19 protein-coding genes are annotated in these 15,775 nt (G+C 37.6%); 5 read left to right on the top strand and 14 right to left on the bottom strand.

The annotated features are described in order from the left end of the window. Nucleotides 1-7: 7 nt before the first annotated feature. The 5 genes from AKG34_RS05535 to AKG34_RS05520 all read right to left on the bottom strand — a co-directional run bounded on the left by AKG34_RS05535 (nucleotide 8) and on the right by AKG34_RS05520 (nucleotide 3,881). Nucleotides 8-892 (bottom strand): transcriptional regulator CcpC, encoded by an 885-nt coding sequence (locus AKG34_RS05535; RefSeq protein ID WP_053345155.1) that lies wholly within the window; start codon nucleotides 890-892, stop codon nucleotides 8-10. A 283-nt stretch (nucleotides 893-1,175) separates the two neighbouring features. Next, nucleotides 1,176-2,672, bottom strand: coding sequence for an MDR family MFS transporter (locus tag AKG34_RS05530; protein ID WP_407946248.1), 1,497 nt, complete (start codon nucleotides 2,670-2,672; stop codon nucleotides 1,176-1,178). A 133-nt stretch (nucleotides 2,673-2,805) separates the two neighbouring features. Next, a complete protein-coding gene (gene cbpB, locus AKG34_RS05525) occupies nucleotides 2,806-3,246 on the bottom strand; it encodes a cyclic-di-AMP-binding protein CbpB (RefSeq protein ID WP_053345153.1) in 441 nt (146 codons plus the stop codon). Nucleotides 3,247-3,367: 121 nt separating this feature from the next. Next, complete coding sequence (locus AKG34_RS28245) at nucleotides 3,368-3,514, bottom strand: hypothetical protein (protein WP_169787513.1); 147 nt, start codon at nucleotides 3,512-3,514, stop codon at nucleotides 3,368-3,370. Between the two features lie 127 nt (nucleotides 3,515-3,641). After that, nucleotides 3,642-3,881, bottom strand: a complete 240-nt coding sequence (locus AKG34_RS05520) for a YkuJ family protein (protein ID WP_034314086.1) — start codon at nucleotides 3,879-3,881, stop codon at nucleotides 3,642-3,644. 183 nt (nucleotides 3,882-4,064) lie between these two features. Here AKG34_RS05520 and AKG34_RS05515 point away from each other — a divergent pair, with 183 nt between their 5' ends. Next, the gene (locus AKG34_RS05515; protein ID WP_053345152.1) at nucleotides 4,065-5,024 is read left to right on the top strand and encodes an MBL fold metallo-hydrolase; all 960 of its coding nucleotides are present in this window, start codon (nucleotides 4,065-4,067) and stop codon (nucleotides 5,022-5,024) included. An 89-nt stretch (nucleotides 5,025-5,113) separates the two neighbouring features. Continuing rightward, on the top strand, nucleotides 5,114-5,347 hold the full coding sequence (locus AKG34_RS05510) for a glutaredoxin family protein (RefSeq protein WP_053345151.1): 234 nt from the start codon (nucleotides 5,114-5,116) through the stop codon (nucleotides 5,345-5,347). Between the two features lie 117 nt (nucleotides 5,348-5,464). On the opposite strand, the gene AKG34_RS05505 is transcribed toward AKG34_RS05510, so the two are convergent. The 4 genes from AKG34_RS05505 to AKG34_RS05490 form a co-directional block, all read right to left on the bottom strand. Beyond that, the gene (locus AKG34_RS05505; RefSeq protein ID WP_053345150.1) at nucleotides 5,465-5,950 is read right to left on the bottom strand and encodes a DUF3993 domain-containing protein; all 486 of its coding nucleotides are present in this window, start codon (nucleotides 5,948-5,950) and stop codon (nucleotides 5,465-5,467) included. Between the two features lie 195 nt (nucleotides 5,951-6,145). Next, entirely contained in the window at nucleotides 6,146-6,373 is a 228-nt protein-coding gene (locus tag AKG34_RS05500; RefSeq protein ID WP_053345149.1) for a hypothetical protein, read from the bottom strand. 73 nt (nucleotides 6,374-6,446) lie between these two features. Next, on the bottom strand, nucleotides 6,447-7,652 hold the full coding sequence (locus tag AKG34_RS05495) for an EAL domain-containing protein (RefSeq protein WP_053345148.1): 1,206 nt from the start codon (nucleotides 7,650-7,652) through the stop codon (nucleotides 6,447-6,449). Nucleotides 7,653-7,854: 202 nt separating this feature from the next. Beyond that, nucleotides 7,855-9,711, bottom strand: a complete 1,857-nt coding sequence (locus tag AKG34_RS05490) for an SLC13 family permease (RefSeq protein WP_236694875.1) — start codon at nucleotides 9,709-9,711, stop codon at nucleotides 7,855-7,857. A 158-nt stretch (nucleotides 9,712-9,869) separates the two neighbouring features. On the opposite strand from AKG34_RS05490, the gene AKG34_RS05485 reads away from it, so the two are divergent. Beyond that, complete coding sequence (locus AKG34_RS05485) at nucleotides 9,870-10,730, top strand: metallophosphoesterase (protein ID WP_053345146.1); 861 nt, start codon at nucleotides 9,870-9,872, stop codon at nucleotides 10,728-10,730. A 177-nt stretch (nucleotides 10,731-10,907) separates the two neighbouring features. Here AKG34_RS05485 and crcB read toward each other — a convergent pair whose 3' ends face one another. Together crcB and AKG34_RS05475 are read right to left on the bottom strand one after the other, a co-directional pair. After that, complete coding sequence (crcB, locus tag AKG34_RS05480) at nucleotides 10,908-11,270, bottom strand: fluoride efflux transporter CrcB (protein WP_053345145.1); 363 nt, start codon at nucleotides 11,268-11,270, stop codon at nucleotides 10,908-10,910. Beyond that, complete coding sequence (locus AKG34_RS05475) at nucleotides 11,267-11,647, bottom strand: fluoride efflux transporter FluC (protein WP_053345144.1); 381 nt, start codon at nucleotides 11,645-11,647, stop codon at nucleotides 11,267-11,269. Before AKG34_RS05475 ends, crcB begins: the two co-directional genes overlap by 4 nt. A 163-nt stretch (nucleotides 11,648-11,810) precedes the next feature. Between AKG34_RS05475 and AKG34_RS28240 the strand changes: the two genes are divergently transcribed. Both AKG34_RS28240 and AKG34_RS05465 read left to right on the top strand, forming a co-directional pair. Continuing rightward, entirely contained in the window at nucleotides 11,811-12,140 is a 330-nt protein-coding gene (locus AKG34_RS28240) for a hypothetical protein (protein WP_407946277.1), read from the top strand. A gap of 330 nt (nucleotides 12,141-12,470) precedes the next feature. After that, nucleotides 12,471-12,977, top strand: a complete 507-nt coding sequence (locus AKG34_RS05465) for a YkyB family protein (RefSeq protein WP_053345143.1) — start codon at nucleotides 12,471-12,473, stop codon at nucleotides 12,975-12,977. A 64-nt stretch (nucleotides 12,978-13,041) separates the two neighbouring features. On the opposite strand, the gene AKG34_RS05460 is transcribed toward AKG34_RS05465, so the two are convergent. The 3 genes from AKG34_RS05460 to corA all read right to left on the bottom strand — a co-directional run bounded on the left by AKG34_RS05460 (nucleotide 13,042) and on the right by corA (nucleotide 15,770). After that, nucleotides 13,042-13,947 (bottom strand): chemotaxis protein, encoded by a 906-nt coding sequence (locus AKG34_RS05460; RefSeq protein WP_053348007.1) that lies wholly within the window; start codon nucleotides 13,945-13,947, stop codon nucleotides 13,042-13,044. Between the two features lie 230 nt (nucleotides 13,948-14,177). Then, nucleotides 14,178-14,684: an RDD family protein gene (locus AKG34_RS05455; RefSeq protein ID WP_053345142.1), complete on the bottom strand. Its 507-nt coding sequence runs from the start codon at nucleotides 14,682-14,684 to the stop codon at nucleotides 14,178-14,180. 111 nt (nucleotides 14,685-14,795) lie between these two features. Continuing rightward, nucleotides 14,796-15,770, bottom strand: coding sequence for a magnesium/cobalt transporter CorA (gene corA, locus AKG34_RS05450; RefSeq protein ID WP_053345141.1), 975 nt, complete (start codon nucleotides 15,768-15,770; stop codon nucleotides 14,796-14,798). Nucleotides 15,771-15,775 lie beyond the last annotated feature (5 nt).

The following is a 15,775-nucleotide window of genomic DNA, read 5'->3' as shown; positions in this document are numbered from 1 at the left end:
AAATGAACTATAACATTCCTTGGTCCCTAATATGCTCTTTCACTACTTCTGTGAATGCTTGGACCTGCTTAAGCTGAAAAGCAGAATCATAGCCACAAAGCCATGTATCTCGTTCAATTGAATGATTATGCCCATCTAAAAGGGGGATTTTGAATATATTTGTATCTTTATCATGTAAAGTGATTGCTGGGAGAATAGCATATCCTATCCCATTAAACACCATTTGTTTGCATGTTTCGATTTGATCGACCACGATGGTGTTTTTTGGGGTCGTTTTAAATTGCCGGTGCCACCAGTCCTGAATTTCCTGATAATAGTTTGAATCGCTTTTAAACTGAATGAATGGCCGGTCTGTTTCGAATACTTGGTTCAATTCCTTCATTTCAGTGTCGACCAAATAAAGCATATCCGTAAATAAATGCTGTTTTACCCCTTTCCAGTCTGGTGCTCCCCTAATGATACCAATATGTACTTGGCCTTCATACAAGGACTTTAAAATCTCACTGCTCCAGCCCGTGATTAAAGAGATTTTGGCATACGGATATTTTTGGACAAACTTTTTCAAAACTTGAGGCAGCCAATTCTGTCCTACTATCGAGGCACAGGCAATTTTCAAAGTACCATATACTTCATGATCCATCGCCTGGATGCTTTCTCTAACCTTTTCTTCTTTTTCTAAAACTTCATTGGCCAAACGAATAACTGCTTCTCCAGCAGGTGTCAACGAAAGACCTTTTTGCGAACGGAGAAACAGCTTTGAGCCCCATTCCTTTTCAATTGTTTGTAAACGCTGAGATAAAGCAGGTTGGGAAACAAATAACCGTTCAGCCGCTTTTCTCATATTCATTTCCTGAGCAAGTACGGATAATAAATGAAATTCTGAAAATGACATACACACCAGCCTCTTGATAATTAATTCTTATCTTAATGATTTAATTTATTTAAATTTAATTATCAACAAAGTCCGCTTATAATACAAGTGAAAAGAAACGGAGTGATACCTATGACGATCATATTATTGCTGATTATCAGTTTTTCAGCATCCTTTATAGGCACATTGACCGGAAGCGTCGGATTAATTGGTATGCCTTCACTTCTTTTGATTTGACAGTTGCTTTGATTATGAATTTCATTTCTTAACACATAGCAGCCGCTTTAGTAAGACTGCCACAGGTCTACTGTTTCTTGCGTAGTCCCATCAGTAATATGAAGCTAATTACAGAAAAGACTAGGACAATGAGATAAATCGTGTGTAGCGACAATGTAAGTCCTTCCTGTAAAACCTTCACAACATTTTCAGGAAGCAAAGACCTTTCTTTACTGTTCAATAGCTTATTTGCGGTGTCAATTGTCACTCCCGAATTGGCTGGTGCATGCTCGTTTAAATATGCCTGCAGCCTTGTATTCATAATTCCCCCTAGCAAGGCCGCTCCAACCGTATTTCCTAAATTACGCATGAACATATTCGAAGCAGTCGCAATCCCTCTACGTTCCCAACTGACCGTTTTCTGAATAACAACAATAAAGGAAGTCGAGGTCAAGCCCATCCCCACACCGACAAAGAAGGATCCCATCGCAGCGATAAGCGGCCCTGCCTCGGGCTTCATCAATACTAAAATCGAACTTCCGAGGATTAACGAACATCCTCCAAGAAGCGAAGTTATCTTAAAACCTATTTTCAATAACAGTTTGCCTGAAAACATGGATGCAATCGGCCAGCCAATTGACATGGCGGTTAGCGTAAAACCGGCTACTGTTGGAGAACGTTCCATCACTCCCTGAACAAATGTCGGAAGAAAACTCGATAACCCAATCATCATCACCCCTGTTGTCAAGGAAACAAGATTTGCGATTAAGATGGAGCGCTCCTGCCAGATTTCAAATGGCATCATCGGTTCGGATGCCCTTTTTTCTTGTACAATAAACAAGACAAAGGCTATAATAGCCACTATTACAAGAGAGACGACCGGTGTAGAAGCCCAAGACCACTTTACGCCTCCTTGTACGAGAACCACCATAAGGGTGGATATCGATAACGTTAATAGCGTTGCACCCAAGTAATCAATATCACGTTTTTTCTTTTCGATATTTTCATGAAGGAAGAACCAAATCCCTACAAAAGAAAGTAAGCCAAGAGGAATGTTGACCCAGAATACAAGCTTCCATGTAAGTGATTCAACGATCAAGCCCCCCAGTGCCGGTCCTATTACTGCTGAAATGCCCCATACACTTGATAAATACCCTTGAACACGGGCCCTCTCTTCATTTTTATAAATATCCCCCACAATTGTTGAAGCAACAGGTGCTACTGCCCCTGCCCCAAAACCCTGTACAAAGCGATAAATAATGAGCTCCGTCATCGAATTGGAGAAACCGCAGAGAATGGAACCAATTAAGAAGACAATAATTCCAAATAATAAAACAGGTTTTCTTCCAAGAATATCGGATAGCTTTCCATAAATTAAGACTGTCACGGCGTTCATTAGCAAATATCCAGAAAACACCCAGCTATATAGAGAAAAACCACCCAAATCACTGACAATAGCCGGCATTGCCGTCGAAACGATAGTTCCTTCAATTGCATTCATAAACATAGCCATCATGATGGCAGCTAGGATGAATGGACGTTTCAATTTTTTATTCTGTACTGAAGTATTTACTGCTTGTACCAATTTCCGCATCCTTTCCTAAATATGTAATAGCTCTTTCTAGGGTTTACCGCCCTCTATATAGAATATGTAAAAAACAAGAAAACTCGCCAATTGGCGAGTTTTAGGTAAACTGTACTGTTTAGCGTTGACATATTTATTCAGGTAATGTATTTTGTTTAAATACTTTTTTCAAGATAGCTCTTCTCGTTAGGATTCCTTCAAAAAGGTGTTCATCATTCTCTACACAGACAAACGGATGGTCAATTAACAATTCTACACCTTTAGTCAAGGTATCTTCGATATGCAGGCGAGGTATGTCTATATTCATAATTTCGGAAACTTTTTTATTCTCTAGATTATCAAATTCAATTCGTTCCAGTCCCAAAATCGAGTCAAGAATGACTGGTGTGCTAATTAAGCCATGCAGTTTATACATCGGATCTAACACAGGAATGGCCGTATAACCGCTCTTTGTTAATACTAATAGTGCATGTTCTAAATTATTGGTTACCTGCACGTGGGCCACGCGTTCAGAAGAAATCATTAAGTCTTTCACGCTGGATTCCAATAAATCCCCATCATGAGTACCGATCATGTTAAAACCCCTTACCATATGTTTTTATATACAGCTCTTTTTCTAGTTTAACATATGTAAGCAGAAAAGACTCATTCCAATACCTATAAAATCCCAAACTGAGGATTCTCTAAAGAAATACTTAGCCTTTACTAGTTTTAATGTTAACCTGTTTAAACCCGCATTCCGGGCATTGATATATTACATTTTGGTTGGACTGTGCCGTCAATACATCTGCCATTTCCCTTTCCTCACCGCAAGCAGGGCATATTACCATAGGATTTTTCATTTACATCCCTCCAATTATTAAGGTGTCGTAAAAATCCCTTCTTCATACACGAAGTAAAAAGTGAGTTGATTTTTCAATAATAAAAAGCCGTATTCCCAAAAGGAATGCGGCTTTTTTCGTAATCTTTTTAAGATTGAAGAAGATCAAAGATTTCAATGGTAATCATATCAATATTATCGAACTGATATTTTGATGATTTCCCTTTATCACTGTATACTTCAAGCTCGAACATTTCTGTTTTGCTGAAATATGTAACCTGGCATTTTTTCACGCCATCTATTTCAAAAAAACGCTGAGCAGATTCAGATTCCTTTGCTTGCTCTTGAAGACTTTTTAATCTGGTAAGAATGCCCTGTAATTGAGACATACTCACTCTCCTTTCTGAATAAAACCTTTTCGATAGGTTTCACTATACCATACTTTTCTATCCAGTAGCCACGCTGAAATAAATTCAGAATAATTTAAAACTTCATTCTTTACATGACACTATTAACAGAATAAAATAAGGATTGGATTTTGTACATAAAAAATTTCCTGGAGGTAGATTCTATTGCAAAACTTTAGTGAACTTGGTTATCGGATATATTTAATCGATGGTTTTGATTTGAATAGAAAGAATCGGACAGGTACATATGTAATTACCGATAAGGACATAACTTTAGTTGAAACGTCCGCCAGCCCATCTATCCCCCATTTATTAAAAGGACTTGATGACCTGGGAATCGCCCCCGAGGATATTACATATATCATTCTTACCCATATTCACTTGGACCATGCAGGGGGAGCTGGACTTTTTTTACAGCATTGTCCGAATGCCAAAGTAATTGTTCATCCAAAAGGAGCACGACATCTAGAAGACCCGACAAGATTAATTGCTGGAGCTAAAGCAGTCTATGGTGAAGAATTCAACAAGCTTTTTGACCCGATTTTGCCTATACCGCACGATAAAATGATTATTAAACAAGATAGGGAATCTCTTCAAACGAGCGACTCGTCTACATTGACCTTTTATGACACGCCAGGGCATGCCAATCACCACTTCAGCATATTCGATTCTGTTTCAAAAGGTATGTTTTCCGGTGACACGGTAGGTATTTACTATCGTGAGCTAAATGAAGATGGCATTGAATTTTATCTACCCTCCACATCACCAAATCAATTTAATCCTGAAGCGATGCTTGCTGCAGCAGACCTGTATGCGAGTATTGGAGTTGAACGGATATATTTTGGCCATTACGGCGTATCGGAAAATCCAAACGAAGTTTATAAGCAACTTCATTACTGGTTGCCTATTTTTGTTGAGACAGCAGAAACAGCCTTCAAAGAATACACAAGCTTTAAGGAGCAGGTCGCCGCAACTAGCAAAAATATTTTCAATATAGTCGCTACTCATTTAGGAGAAAAGGGCATCACAAAGGATCATTCCGTTTTTGAAATAATTCGCCTGGACCTTAAGGTCTGTTCTATGGGTTTGATTGACTACTTGGAAAAACGCGAAAAGAATAAATAGGTAGACATTTAATGTATATCTCTATTCAAATGGAAGGGTATTCTCTATAATGAGAAAGTACTCACTTTAAGCATACCTGGAGGAATGAAATGAAAGACGTTACCCTTTATACCCAACCGGATTGCCCTCCCTGCAAGATCATGAAAATGTTCTTTGATGATAACAATATCGAATATAAAGAAAAAGATATTAAAGCAGATGGGAATGCACGTAAGGAACTAACAAATAAATATGGCGCTTATTCCACGCCAACTGTCGTAATTGATGGAAAAGCTATTATCGGCTTTGAACTTGACGAAATCAAAAATGAACTGAATATTTAACAACAAAAAGTCTAAAGAAGGCCTGAACCTCCTTTAGACTTTTTCCTACTTTATATTCCCCCATCTTCTTCAAATAGTTTAGGCGACTACAAAAGAAGCTTTTGTTTGGTGTGCACTTTATTTTAGATTTTCACTTTCATACCTCACGTCCGCTACCTTCCATTCATTATTCACTTTTTTCAAAGTAACAGATTCAACATGTTTACCCGTTGAAACAGGTCCATCCTCTGATACTGGGAATTCTTCCTGAACATAAATGAATTCACCGCTCTTACCATATACGACTTTTGTATTCTCATCGTAACTAAAAAACGGGATATAATAGGGAGCAAAATCAGATCCATATGCAGTAAACCCTCCATTAACTTTCACCACATTCGCTTCTACAAACTTCTCGATGAAATCCTCGGAGAAATGGGTATCCAATTTCTCTTTAATTGCTTTTTTCGTGCGTACTTCCTCACTGATTGATCCTTGATTTACCAGTGCCTCCTGTACAAAAGAGAGCACTTCCTCTCTATGTAAGCCCTCCGCAGAAACTGTGAACCCACCCCCTAAAAAAAGAAAAGCACCCGCCATGCACGCAATTAAATATTTCCTCATACTATCATCTCCTAGTTATAGATTGTCTTCGAATGGATATGTTTATTGTCTATGCTTTTCAATACCCAAACAGAACAAAGCCAAACTACAAAAAATTCTAGATCAAAGAGCATTCTGAAACCTAATTAAACGTGTCTTACTTTTTTGTATTAAAAAAAGAAGATTTCATTGTACTGAAATCCCCTTCTCACTCTTTTATTGAAATGCATAGTAAAAAATAAAACCGGCAATTAAAATTGTTCCAATGAAGAGAGAAACAAAAACCGGGTTCCTTAAATAAGGATGTTCTTTAACAGATTCATCGATACTTGAATCATATCTCCCTTTTACTTTCTGTGTCTTTGCTACAGAATATGTATAAAAGAGCAGATATAACGCCATGATTATTACGACTATAAGTAGAATCCAGATATACGTGCTCAAAACATGTCTCCTCCAAGCGCATTATTTTTGCTTATCGTTACACATTTTGAGCAATTATATACACTAGTTGTTTTTATAACAAGGCTTCATTTTCGTAAAGATAGCTATATGATAGATCAAAAAATATGTATTCCTTATTGTTCAAGGGATAAGAAAAGGTTCGAATGGTTTCTCCTGTTTCAATATCACTGTATAAATCAGATAGAATTCCTATTTTTTCATTGCGCATCTTGACAATATTTTCTAGAAAATAAGGTCGCCAGCTCCAATTTTTATTCATATAATTAGGCTGGACTATCCATTGCCCATCCTTATTAAGAATATTAGGGGATTTTTGATATCCCTCTTCATCACAAATATAAAGACGGAATCCTATTGAATCTAATTTTCTTGCCAAAATCCCGAGAAATTCTTCATGTGAGCCAACCCGCTTTTGCTGTTTTAAAAAGTTTTGCATATTTTCGTTGAATTGCAAAGTCTTTTGATAAACAGCTTCCAGCTTTTTTGTTTCCAATGAAATAAAGGACTGGCATTCTTGATGGAATTTTTCACGAAGTAAATCTTTATTAATGAACTCGCCGTCCGGTTTAGCCAAAAAATAACCTTGATAATAACGGCCTCCGTTCTTCCAAGCAAAGCGGAGCTGGTACTCAGACTCAATGTTCTCAAACAATAAATTGGCGCCGATTTTACGAGCAAGCATGCTTAGAGAAAAAAGGATGACCTGATACGCATCTCCACCTGAAATACGGAGTTGGTTTAAGTTAACTTTTAAAATATTCGGAGAAATCTGTGCAATTTGATCAAGCTGGGTATCTTTCCCTAAATGATCGAAAGCTATTTTGATGCCATATGTTTTAAAGTAAGCGAGAACATGTTGTAAAGGATCAAAGTTTTCCGCACTGATAGTGTCTGATAATTCCAGAACAATCCGATGCATTTCTTCAGGTTGAAAATGACGATGCAAAATCTCCATGAACTCTTCTCCATGATCTAGCATAAGCATATTTGGATCTCTGTTAATAAAGATAAGAAAGTCTTCCCCATAGTCTTTTATTCTTTCAAGGGCTATTTCTAGAACGTAATTATCCACTTCTACTCTATACTCTTCCGGCACAGAAGAATCGTGAAAAAACGTGCCAAGACTTTTATATTCTGACTGTTCCTCATAGCGTCCTAAAATTTCATACCCGATAACTTGATGCTGATCTGCGCTGAAAATCGGTTGAAAGAATGGTGTCACCCTATCTAAATTCTTTAATATTTTTTCTGCATCCATGATGTATTCCTCCTAATTACGAAACACCAATATGCAAAAATTATACCATTAGTTTCTATTGTTGATAATAAATAATTTTTATTCCTACCCAATAACTCCTTTTTATTTTAGTAATATTTTCAGCCTCCTAGTTGTTTTCAAATAAAAAAAAGATTTCCAATGAAAAAAGGCATTGTCCATTTACAGAACAATGCCTTATGCATTAAAACGGAAAAAACCATGGAATCGTGATGACCATAATAACACCGATAAAGACTTGTATGGAAATCCCAATCAGGATAAAGTCCTTATACTTATAATCGCCTGCTGTCATGACAAGGGCATTTGTCGTAGCAACCCTTGGAGTGGATAACGACAGACTGCCTGCAACAGCAAGACATAGAAACACAGGAACAGGATCAATTCCTTGATTCACGGCGGACGTTAAAGCAATAGGTGCCATGATCACTGTCGCTGCTCCATACGGGATAAACTGGCTTAAAATTAAAGTCAGGAGATAAAAAACAGCTAATACACCATGTGCACCGATATTACTGAATAGCACTGCCAGCCAATCACTTATCATTCTCACGCCACCAGTATTGTCCAATGCAGCTGTTATTCCAAACATAGCTGCAATTAATAGAACAGGCTCCCAATTTATCTTTTGATAGGCATCTTCCATAGAACGGACACAGCCGGTGACTACCATCAACAAAGCAGCCGTCAATATCGATAGAACAGCAGGAATAGACTCTATCGACAAAAGAATGACCATTAGTGCAGTAATGCATAAAGCAATCCATGCTTTAGCCTTAGATTCGACTGTTAATCCATCTTCTGAGGTGCTGCCTATAACAATAACATCCTGTAAATCCGAGGAGATCCTCTCGATGTTTTCCCATTCTCCATGTATCAGAATTGCATCGCCAGGTTTTAGCCGTTCAGTACCAACATCCGCTTGAATATATTCACCATTCCGATTAATTGCCAATACATTACATTGATATTTTTCACGAAAATGAACGTCAATTAGTGTCTGATTCTCATAATCTGAATTCGGAACAATCAAAATTTCAGTCAATCCAAATCTACTGCTTAGAAAATGTTTTTTTATTTGTTCAGTATTAAAGTGTTTAAACTCTAGTTCATAGTTAAGCGCCAATCTCTCAACAGATTCTTCTTCTCCAAACACCAGAATAATATCATCAGGATGAAGTACTTCATCCGCTCTTGCCGATATCGTTAGTTGTTTTTGCAGCAGCGGCAATTGTTTATCTTTTGGTTTCCGCTGAATTTCTATCAAAGTTAATTCATACTGAATAGGAAGCTGTAGGTCGGACAACCTTTCTCCAACAATATCGGAAGTAGCAGGTATGTGCAGATAGTGCAAACGGTCATACACTTTGTACATACCAGCAAGTTCCCCTGCAGACAACCCTTTTACACTATTGTTGGCTGCAATTGTTTTTTCCGGAAGTAACAGACGGCCAAGCGTTAACATAAAGAATAGACCCGATGCAAAAGCGATTAAGCCTATTGGTGTAAAATCAAAGAAAGATAAAGTTTCTATACCGTTTTGCTTTAATACATCAGCTACAATCATATTGGAGGGTGTTCCAGTCAGTGTTAGCAGCCCACCAATACTGCATGCATAGGCAAGTGGCAATAAATACCTTGTCGGGCTAGTTTTTTGTTGTAAAGCCATACTCATTACGAGCGGGAGCAAAATGGAAACAATACCTGCGCCACTTAAAAACGCACTTAAAATTCCTGCCGTCACCATGACAATTAACAGCGATTTCCATTCACTTCCACCACAAAAGCCTAACAGCTTATTTCCCGCTTTCTCTACAATTCCTGTATTTAACAGACCAGCCCCTACGATAAATAATCCCGCAAGCATTATTACGACTTGATTCGCAAACCCAGCTATAAGTTCATCCAATGTAAGTATTCCCAGTAATCCCAATATTGCTAGTGCACCAAGTGCAATTAAATCCGCGCGAAATTTTCCTTGTATAAAAAGCGCAATTGCGCATAGAAGTATAATCAGTGTAATAAACATTGGTTCGATCATCATGTTACCTCCGTATAGATGTTCAATTTAAAACCGGATATTCTTAAACTCCAGTTTACATGTTTTTCATATGCGTATAGAAGATATTTTCTTCATTTTATGTATATTGTTTGTTAATATGAGGAAGTAACATTTTAAAATTAGATAGGTTGATTAATTTGAGTGAATCCATTTCCCGAAGAACATTCTTAAAAAAAGGCCTTCGCACTTTGGCTACCGTAACCGGATTAAGTATTGGCGGAGGGTATTATGCCCACAATGTGGAACCAAAATGGTTAGAAATCAAGCATAACATTATCAGCCACCCTCTTATCCCAAAAGGTTTTCATGGTATGAAAATGATTCAATTCAGTGACACTCATTTAGGCTTTCAATTTCAGCTTAATGATTTACAAGCAATTGTCAATAAGATAAACCAATTAGATCCGGATGTTATTTTATTTACCGGAGATTTAATGGACGAGCCTAATAAATACAATGCTCAACAGAAAATCCCGCCTGTTTTAAATCAGCTCAAAGCGCCTCTTGGAAAGTTCTGCATCTACGGTAACCATGATCATGGGGGATATGGCTCTGAGATATACAGCGATATCATGAAGAAATCCCATTTTACCATGTTGCAAAATACCTCTACTAAGATTTCATTACTAACGGCTGAAGAAATTTACATAGCCGGGGTAGATGATGCGATGCTTGGACAACCAGATTTTGAAAAAGCCCTTTCAGGAATTCCAGAAGAAGTGTACGTCATTATGCTTTCGCATGCTCCTGACCTTGCTGACATATCAAGTAAGTTCAACATCAAATATCAAATAAGCGGTCACAGTCATGGAGGCCAAGTACAAATTCCTTTTGCAGGAGCCCTTGTCACTCCTCCATATGCAGAAAAGTATCGTGAAGGCACGTATGAAATTGATTCGTTAACGTTACATGTTAATAGAGGGCTTGGCACAACTCGGCTTCCGTATCGTTTTCTTTCACGTCCTGAGTTAACAATTTATGAATTTCAGTCAGAATAGTGAGATGAAAAGTTCACAGAGGAAAGTCGCCAGACTTATTAACAAAACCTGTGCGAAGAAAACAACTGGTTACTCTTAATTATTCCTAATGTATCCTTTTGAATTATAGCATTAGAAGAATAATTGAAAAACCAGGATTTTTTTACCAGAAAGACATGGAGTAAATAAAATAAAAAGTTATATCATACTTAAATACCCACATAGGAAAGTACCAATACAACCTAAAACCGACACTGTTACATAGATAAGACTTTCTATGTAACGGTGTTTTCTTATAAGTTCGAGCGTTTCCATACTGAATGTGGAAAATGTCGTAAATGCTCCTAAAAAACCAATTGTAAGAAAAGATTGCAACGATAAAGCCCAAACTTCTTTATTAGGAAAGATGATTCCTAAACCAAAAGAGCCTATAAGATTAATCAGTAAAATACTAATAGGGATGGAGCCTATTGGCAACAGCTTATTAAAAATAATTTGTAATACATACCTCGAGGCAGCACCCAAAAAACCTCCAATAAAAACTGAAAGAACCTGAATCAAACGGTCTCACCTCTTCGTCTATCAAAAAAGCTCAGTCCCAGAAAACCTGCAATTAAACCAAATAAAACCGTGGCTCCCAGATACATTCCTGTAGAAATCAAGGATATCTGCAAAAGATTCACTATTTCCTGTGAAAATGTAGACATCGTGGTGAATCCCCCACATAGCCCACTGCCCAAGGCTAAAAAAACAAGCGAATTTTTCTTTGTGGCAAAATAGCCGTTTAACAATCCAAGTATAAAGCTTCCTACTATATTAATTAAGAGGGTTCCAAATGGGAAGAAGGAATGGGCAGTTGTCAAGATAACTAAATAACGCAGCAACGCTCCGACTGCTCCTCCAAAACCTACGGCCAAAACACTTTTAAACCGTAACATTGTAATCACCTCAAATTTTTTCTCACAAGTAGATTCATTATAACAGATTAAGATGATACAGGCTCTTTTCTGAAAAAAAACCATACTATGTAAAGAATTTGAGAAAAGGAGGCTATTTATGCAAACACAGTATTTTCCTTACTACCCCTATCCACAAACTATAATGCTACAGAATGAATACCGAAATGCATACACGAATGAATACGGAAATGAATATGGACCTAAACATTGGAATGACGAACGATTCTTTCCTTTCTTTCCTTTATTAGCGCCTGTTGCTTTTGTTGCAGGATTAGCAATAGGCCCCTTACTATTCAACAACCGTCCGTACTACCCGCCATATCCTCCTCCCTATCCGCCCGCTTATCCTCCTTATCCTGCTTATCAAGGTTTTCAGGGCTATCCGCAACAATTTGGAGCACAGGCTGGATATCCGCAACAATTTGGAGCACAGGCTGGAGTGTCTGAAAATATTAATATATACACACATTAACGATTGCACAGAAGGCGTCATGAAACGCCTTCTTTTTTCTTTTCCATATGGTTGGTACAACCTGTTTCTCTAGTCCCCATTCTTAATGAATGATTGGTGTGAAATAGAATTTTACTTCCTTATATATTTTGAAGTGGTATAATATGAAATGCATAGATGGTAAAGTGTTGGGAATGGATTGTCATCCCCTAGAGATGTAAATGCATTTATTTCATATTATAATCAGGCTCGTAGGCACCGTCTCTATTTATTATTACTATAAAAGCAGGAAATTATTGAAGGAAGCCTGTTTCTTTCCTTCTCACCTTATGAAGAAAAGGAGTTTCTATAATGAACCACACGAAAGGACATTCTGAAATGGATGAGTTTTCGATTAACTCCCTTGCCCAGGCCGTGTTTATTGTAAATAAACATGCGAAGACTGCATTGGAACCTAAAAATTTATATAATTTAAAACGGCTTGCATTAAACAAGCTAATGCAAGAAGGAAAAGCGAAGAAGATTGGACTTCATTTCTCTGATAACCCTCGCTTTGCCGCACAACAATCCGACGTAATTGTCGAATGCGGATCATATGTTTTTCACCTACCTCCTACTAAGGAAGACTTGAAAAATCTACCCCACCTCGGCAGCCGGGCAGCATCCATACGGAACCCTAAAGCCTCCTTGTCATTATCCAAGGCAAAGCAAATCTTACAATCTTACGTTGGACAAGCAGGTGAAAAGAAGCCGAACTCTACCAATACTGAGAAAAGGCCTTACGGACGGGGCCCGGTCAAGCAGCCATTTCATAATCCATTCCCCTCCTCTTTTTTAGGAAAAGGTTCCAAGTATTAAAGGGTAAAAATTGGATAATAAAAACGGGACGAGAGGTTATACACCCTCGGCCCGTTTTCCAATGCTATAAAGCAAATTTGTCTATCAAATCTATTAGAGCAGCGATTTCAGGTTTGCTGATTTGTGCATCAGCCCTAACAACTTGCCCTTTATGGCGCAGGCTATCCGTAATCAATGAGGAGAAAATAATAACTGGCAATACAGTAAGTTCGCTATTTTCCTTGATTCTTCTAGTTAGATGATGACCGTCCATTTGAGGCATCTCAATATCAGTAATCACCAATTGCACTTCTTCAACAACCTGCTTTCCTGATTCGATCAAACTCTCTAAATAATTTAATGCATCTAGCCCATTTTCATAAAACACTAGGTGTTTAAACCCCGCTTCTGACAATGTATCAAACAGTAGCTTTCTCAGTAATGGAGAATCCTCTGCAATAAGTATTCTCTTTTCTGAATTTTGCCGGTGACCCAGCTTTTTAACCTGCTGGACGCTGATTCCTGAATTCGGATTGATTTCAACCACTACTTTTTCAAAATCAAGTAATAAAATCATTTCACTGTTTAATTTTATTACACCGATAATCTGACTTTCCAATCCCTGATACATATCCGAAGGCTTTTCAATTTGAGTCCAAGAGATGCGGTGTATCTGTGTCACCGTATGGACATGGAACACCACTTTTTGCTGATTGAATTCAGCGACTATGAATTTATCTTGCTCTGGTGTTCCCGATGCTGGAAATCCTAGGGCATCCGCTACATTTACAACCGGTAGTACCTCCCCGCGAAGCTCAATAATTCCTTCAACATTTGGATGTGAATGAGGAACAAGCGTGATATGTACTGGATTAATGATTTCCTTTACCTTAATTACATTGATGCCAAATTTATTCTTTCCTATGCCGAATTCAACAATCTCTAGCTCATTCGTTCCACTTTCTAGTAAAATCCCTTTATTTGCTTCCATTGCTTTATCTCGCCCTTCCCTTACTTTTTCATATATACCATTATCTAAAATAATATTTTTTTTGGTCAAATAGACCTACGATGATATTATAAATGAACTCATACCTAATAATTCGGTTTCTTTCGTCTTTTGTTTAGTGCAATGGTAAGAAAAATAGAATCAAGAAGAGATTATCTATTTAAGCCAAACAAAAAAAGGGAGCTCATATCAGAGTCCCCTTTTTTCCATGATCATTTTTTGACTACTACCGTACCTGCAATCATATCGTGAAGTGCCTGTTTTTTCGATGTAAACCCTGCCATGATATAGCCGATATAAAAGATCATCCCTGATATGATCGTCGCAAAATAACGCCCTGTAGCTCTACCAAACCCTATTCGTCCTCCATTTAAATCCGTCACTTTAATATTTAGGAGTATTTTCCCGACGCTGCCTTGCCATTTCGAGGAATGTAATAAAGTATAATAAAGAAAGCTTATAAGTAAAGATAAAAATAGAATGATAATTGCTCCTGCCAGGAAAACGAATATATCACTCAATGATGCCTCGTAATTAGGATCGATTGTCGATTCCTGTAATTCCATCATCGCGCCACTCCAAAAAATACTTACAAAAACCGATATGATTCCGGTAGGTATCCCGATTATAATACCATCAATAATATTCGCGCCAAAGCGCAGCCAAAATCCAGCATACTCTCCTCTTTCCACTGGGCTTTCAACAACCCCAACTTCCATTTAAACACCTCATATTCATAAATTTGGTATTTTATTCTTTTTTTATTATATCAAAATAAAGTATCAAATTAATATAGCTTTCATTGAAAAAAGCTGATTAGCTGGATATTTTTAGCTCTTTCTTGATCTTTTTCTAGGATTCAGCCAACCTTTTTTAACAAAGTATAAAAACATCATCAGCGCAATTCCCCCCATCATTCCGAGGACCAGGAAATAGCCATAGTGCCAGTTTAATTCGGGCATATATTGAAAGTTCATCCCATACACACCTACTATAAAAGTCAGCGGCATGAAAATGGTAGTAATGACAGTCAAAGTCATCATCGTCGAATTCATATTATTAGAGTTAACAGACAAATAGCTATCCCGGATATCAGATGAAAAATCCCGGTATGATTCCAACATTTCGGTTAATTTAAGTAGGTGATCGTAAACATCATTAAAATACAGATGCTGATCTTTTAAATAATTAAGCCGCTCGGACGAAATCATCCTGTAAAGTAAATCACGCATCGGTAGTATAGTTCGGCGAAGTTTTGACATATCCGTACGTAAATCAAATAACTGATCCATCAAGTCTGTAATGGTTTCATTTTCGGTATTATCCTCGATACTACTTAATTCGCTTTCCATTTTATATACAGGTGGAAAAAATTCATCGACGATCCGATCAATCAATCTATGCATTAGAAAAAAAGGACCCTGCTTTAGCATGTTATTTTGATGGACTTCCTTCCACACCGTCTCAAGTTCAAGCAGCTCCTCCTTATGAAATGTGACTAACCATTTTTCTCCCACAAACATATCAAGTTCGACAGCTCTAAAGACCTTTTGCCTGAGAGCATGTATAACAATAAATTGGTACCCCTCATAAAAATCCATTTTTGGACGCTGGTTAAAGTCATCCAGACAGTCTTCAATAGCCAGCGGATGAAAGTGAAAATGACTCGATAAAAGTTCAATTTCCTTTTCTGTAGGATTTGAAAAATCTACCCAATACCACTCAATATCCGGATTATTCATTTCCACTAGTGGCAAATCAAAATTGACTTCCTGATCTGAAGTTATAGCACAAGTCCTTATCATATGTA

Origin of the sequence: Peribacillus butanolivorans (assembly GCF_001273755.1) — a bacterium.
GTDB classification, from domain to species: domain Bacteria; phylum Bacillota; class Bacilli; order Bacillales; family DSM-1321; genus Peribacillus; species Peribacillus butanolivorans.
The sequence above is the reverse complement of the archived record's forward strand: the minus strand, read 5'-3'. Positions and strand labels throughout refer to the sequence as shown.

Bases quoted from the DNA above. Each gene is read 5' to 3' on its own strand.
- AKG34_RS05520 (WP_034314086.1), bottom strand. From the start codon at position 3,881: ATGTCTCAATTACAGGGCATTCTTACCAGATTAAAAAGTCTTCAAGAG.
- AKG34_RS05535 (WP_053345155.1), bottom strand. From the start codon at position 892: ATGTCATTTTCAGAATTTCATTTATTATCCGTACTTGCTCAGGAAATG.
- AKG34_RS05460 (WP_053348007.1), bottom strand. From the start codon at position 13,947: ATGGAAGCAAATAAAGGGATTTTACTAGAAAGTGGAACGAATGAGCTA.
- AKG34_RS05505 (WP_053345150.1), bottom strand. From the start codon at position 5,950: ATGAGGAAATATTTAATTGCGTGCATGGCGGGTGCTTTTCTTTTTTTA.
- AKG34_RS05465 (WP_053345143.1), top strand. From the start codon at position 12,471: ATGAACCACACGAAAGGACATTCTGAAATGGATGAGTTTTCGATTAAC.
- AKG34_RS05510 (WP_053345151.1), top strand. From the start codon at position 5,114: ATGAAAGACGTTACCCTTTATACCCAACCGGATTGCCCTCCCTGCAAG.
- AKG34_RS05490 (WP_236694875.1), bottom strand. From the start codon at position 9,711: ATGATCGAACCAATGTTTATTACACTGATTATACTTCTATGCGCAATT.
- AKG34_RS28245 (WP_169787513.1), bottom strand. From the start codon at position 3,514: ATGAAAAATCCTATGGTAATATGCCCTGCTTGCGGTGAGGAAAGGGAA.
- AKG34_RS05495 (WP_053345148.1), bottom strand. From the start codon at position 7,652: ATGGATGCAGAAAAAATATTAAAGAATTTAGATAGGGTGACACCATTC.
- AKG34_RS05475 (WP_053345144.1), bottom strand. From the start codon at position 11,647: ATGTTACGGTTTAAAAGTGTTTTGGCCGTAGGTTTTGGAGGAGCAGTC.
- cbpB (WP_053345153.1), bottom strand. From the start codon at position 3,246: ATGATCGGTACTCATGATGGGGATTTATTGGAATCCAGCGTGAAAGAC.
- AKG34_RS28240 (WP_407946277.1), top strand. From the start codon at position 11,811: ATGCTACAGAATGAATACCGAAATGCATACACGAATGAATACGGAAAT.
- corA (WP_053345141.1), bottom strand. From the start codon at position 15,770: ATGATAAGGACTTGTGCTATAACTTCAGATCAGGAAGTCAATTTTGAT.
- AKG34_RS05455 (WP_053345142.1), bottom strand. From the start codon at position 14,684: ATGGAAGTTGGGGTTGTTGAAAGCCCAGTGGAAAGAGGAGAGTATGCT.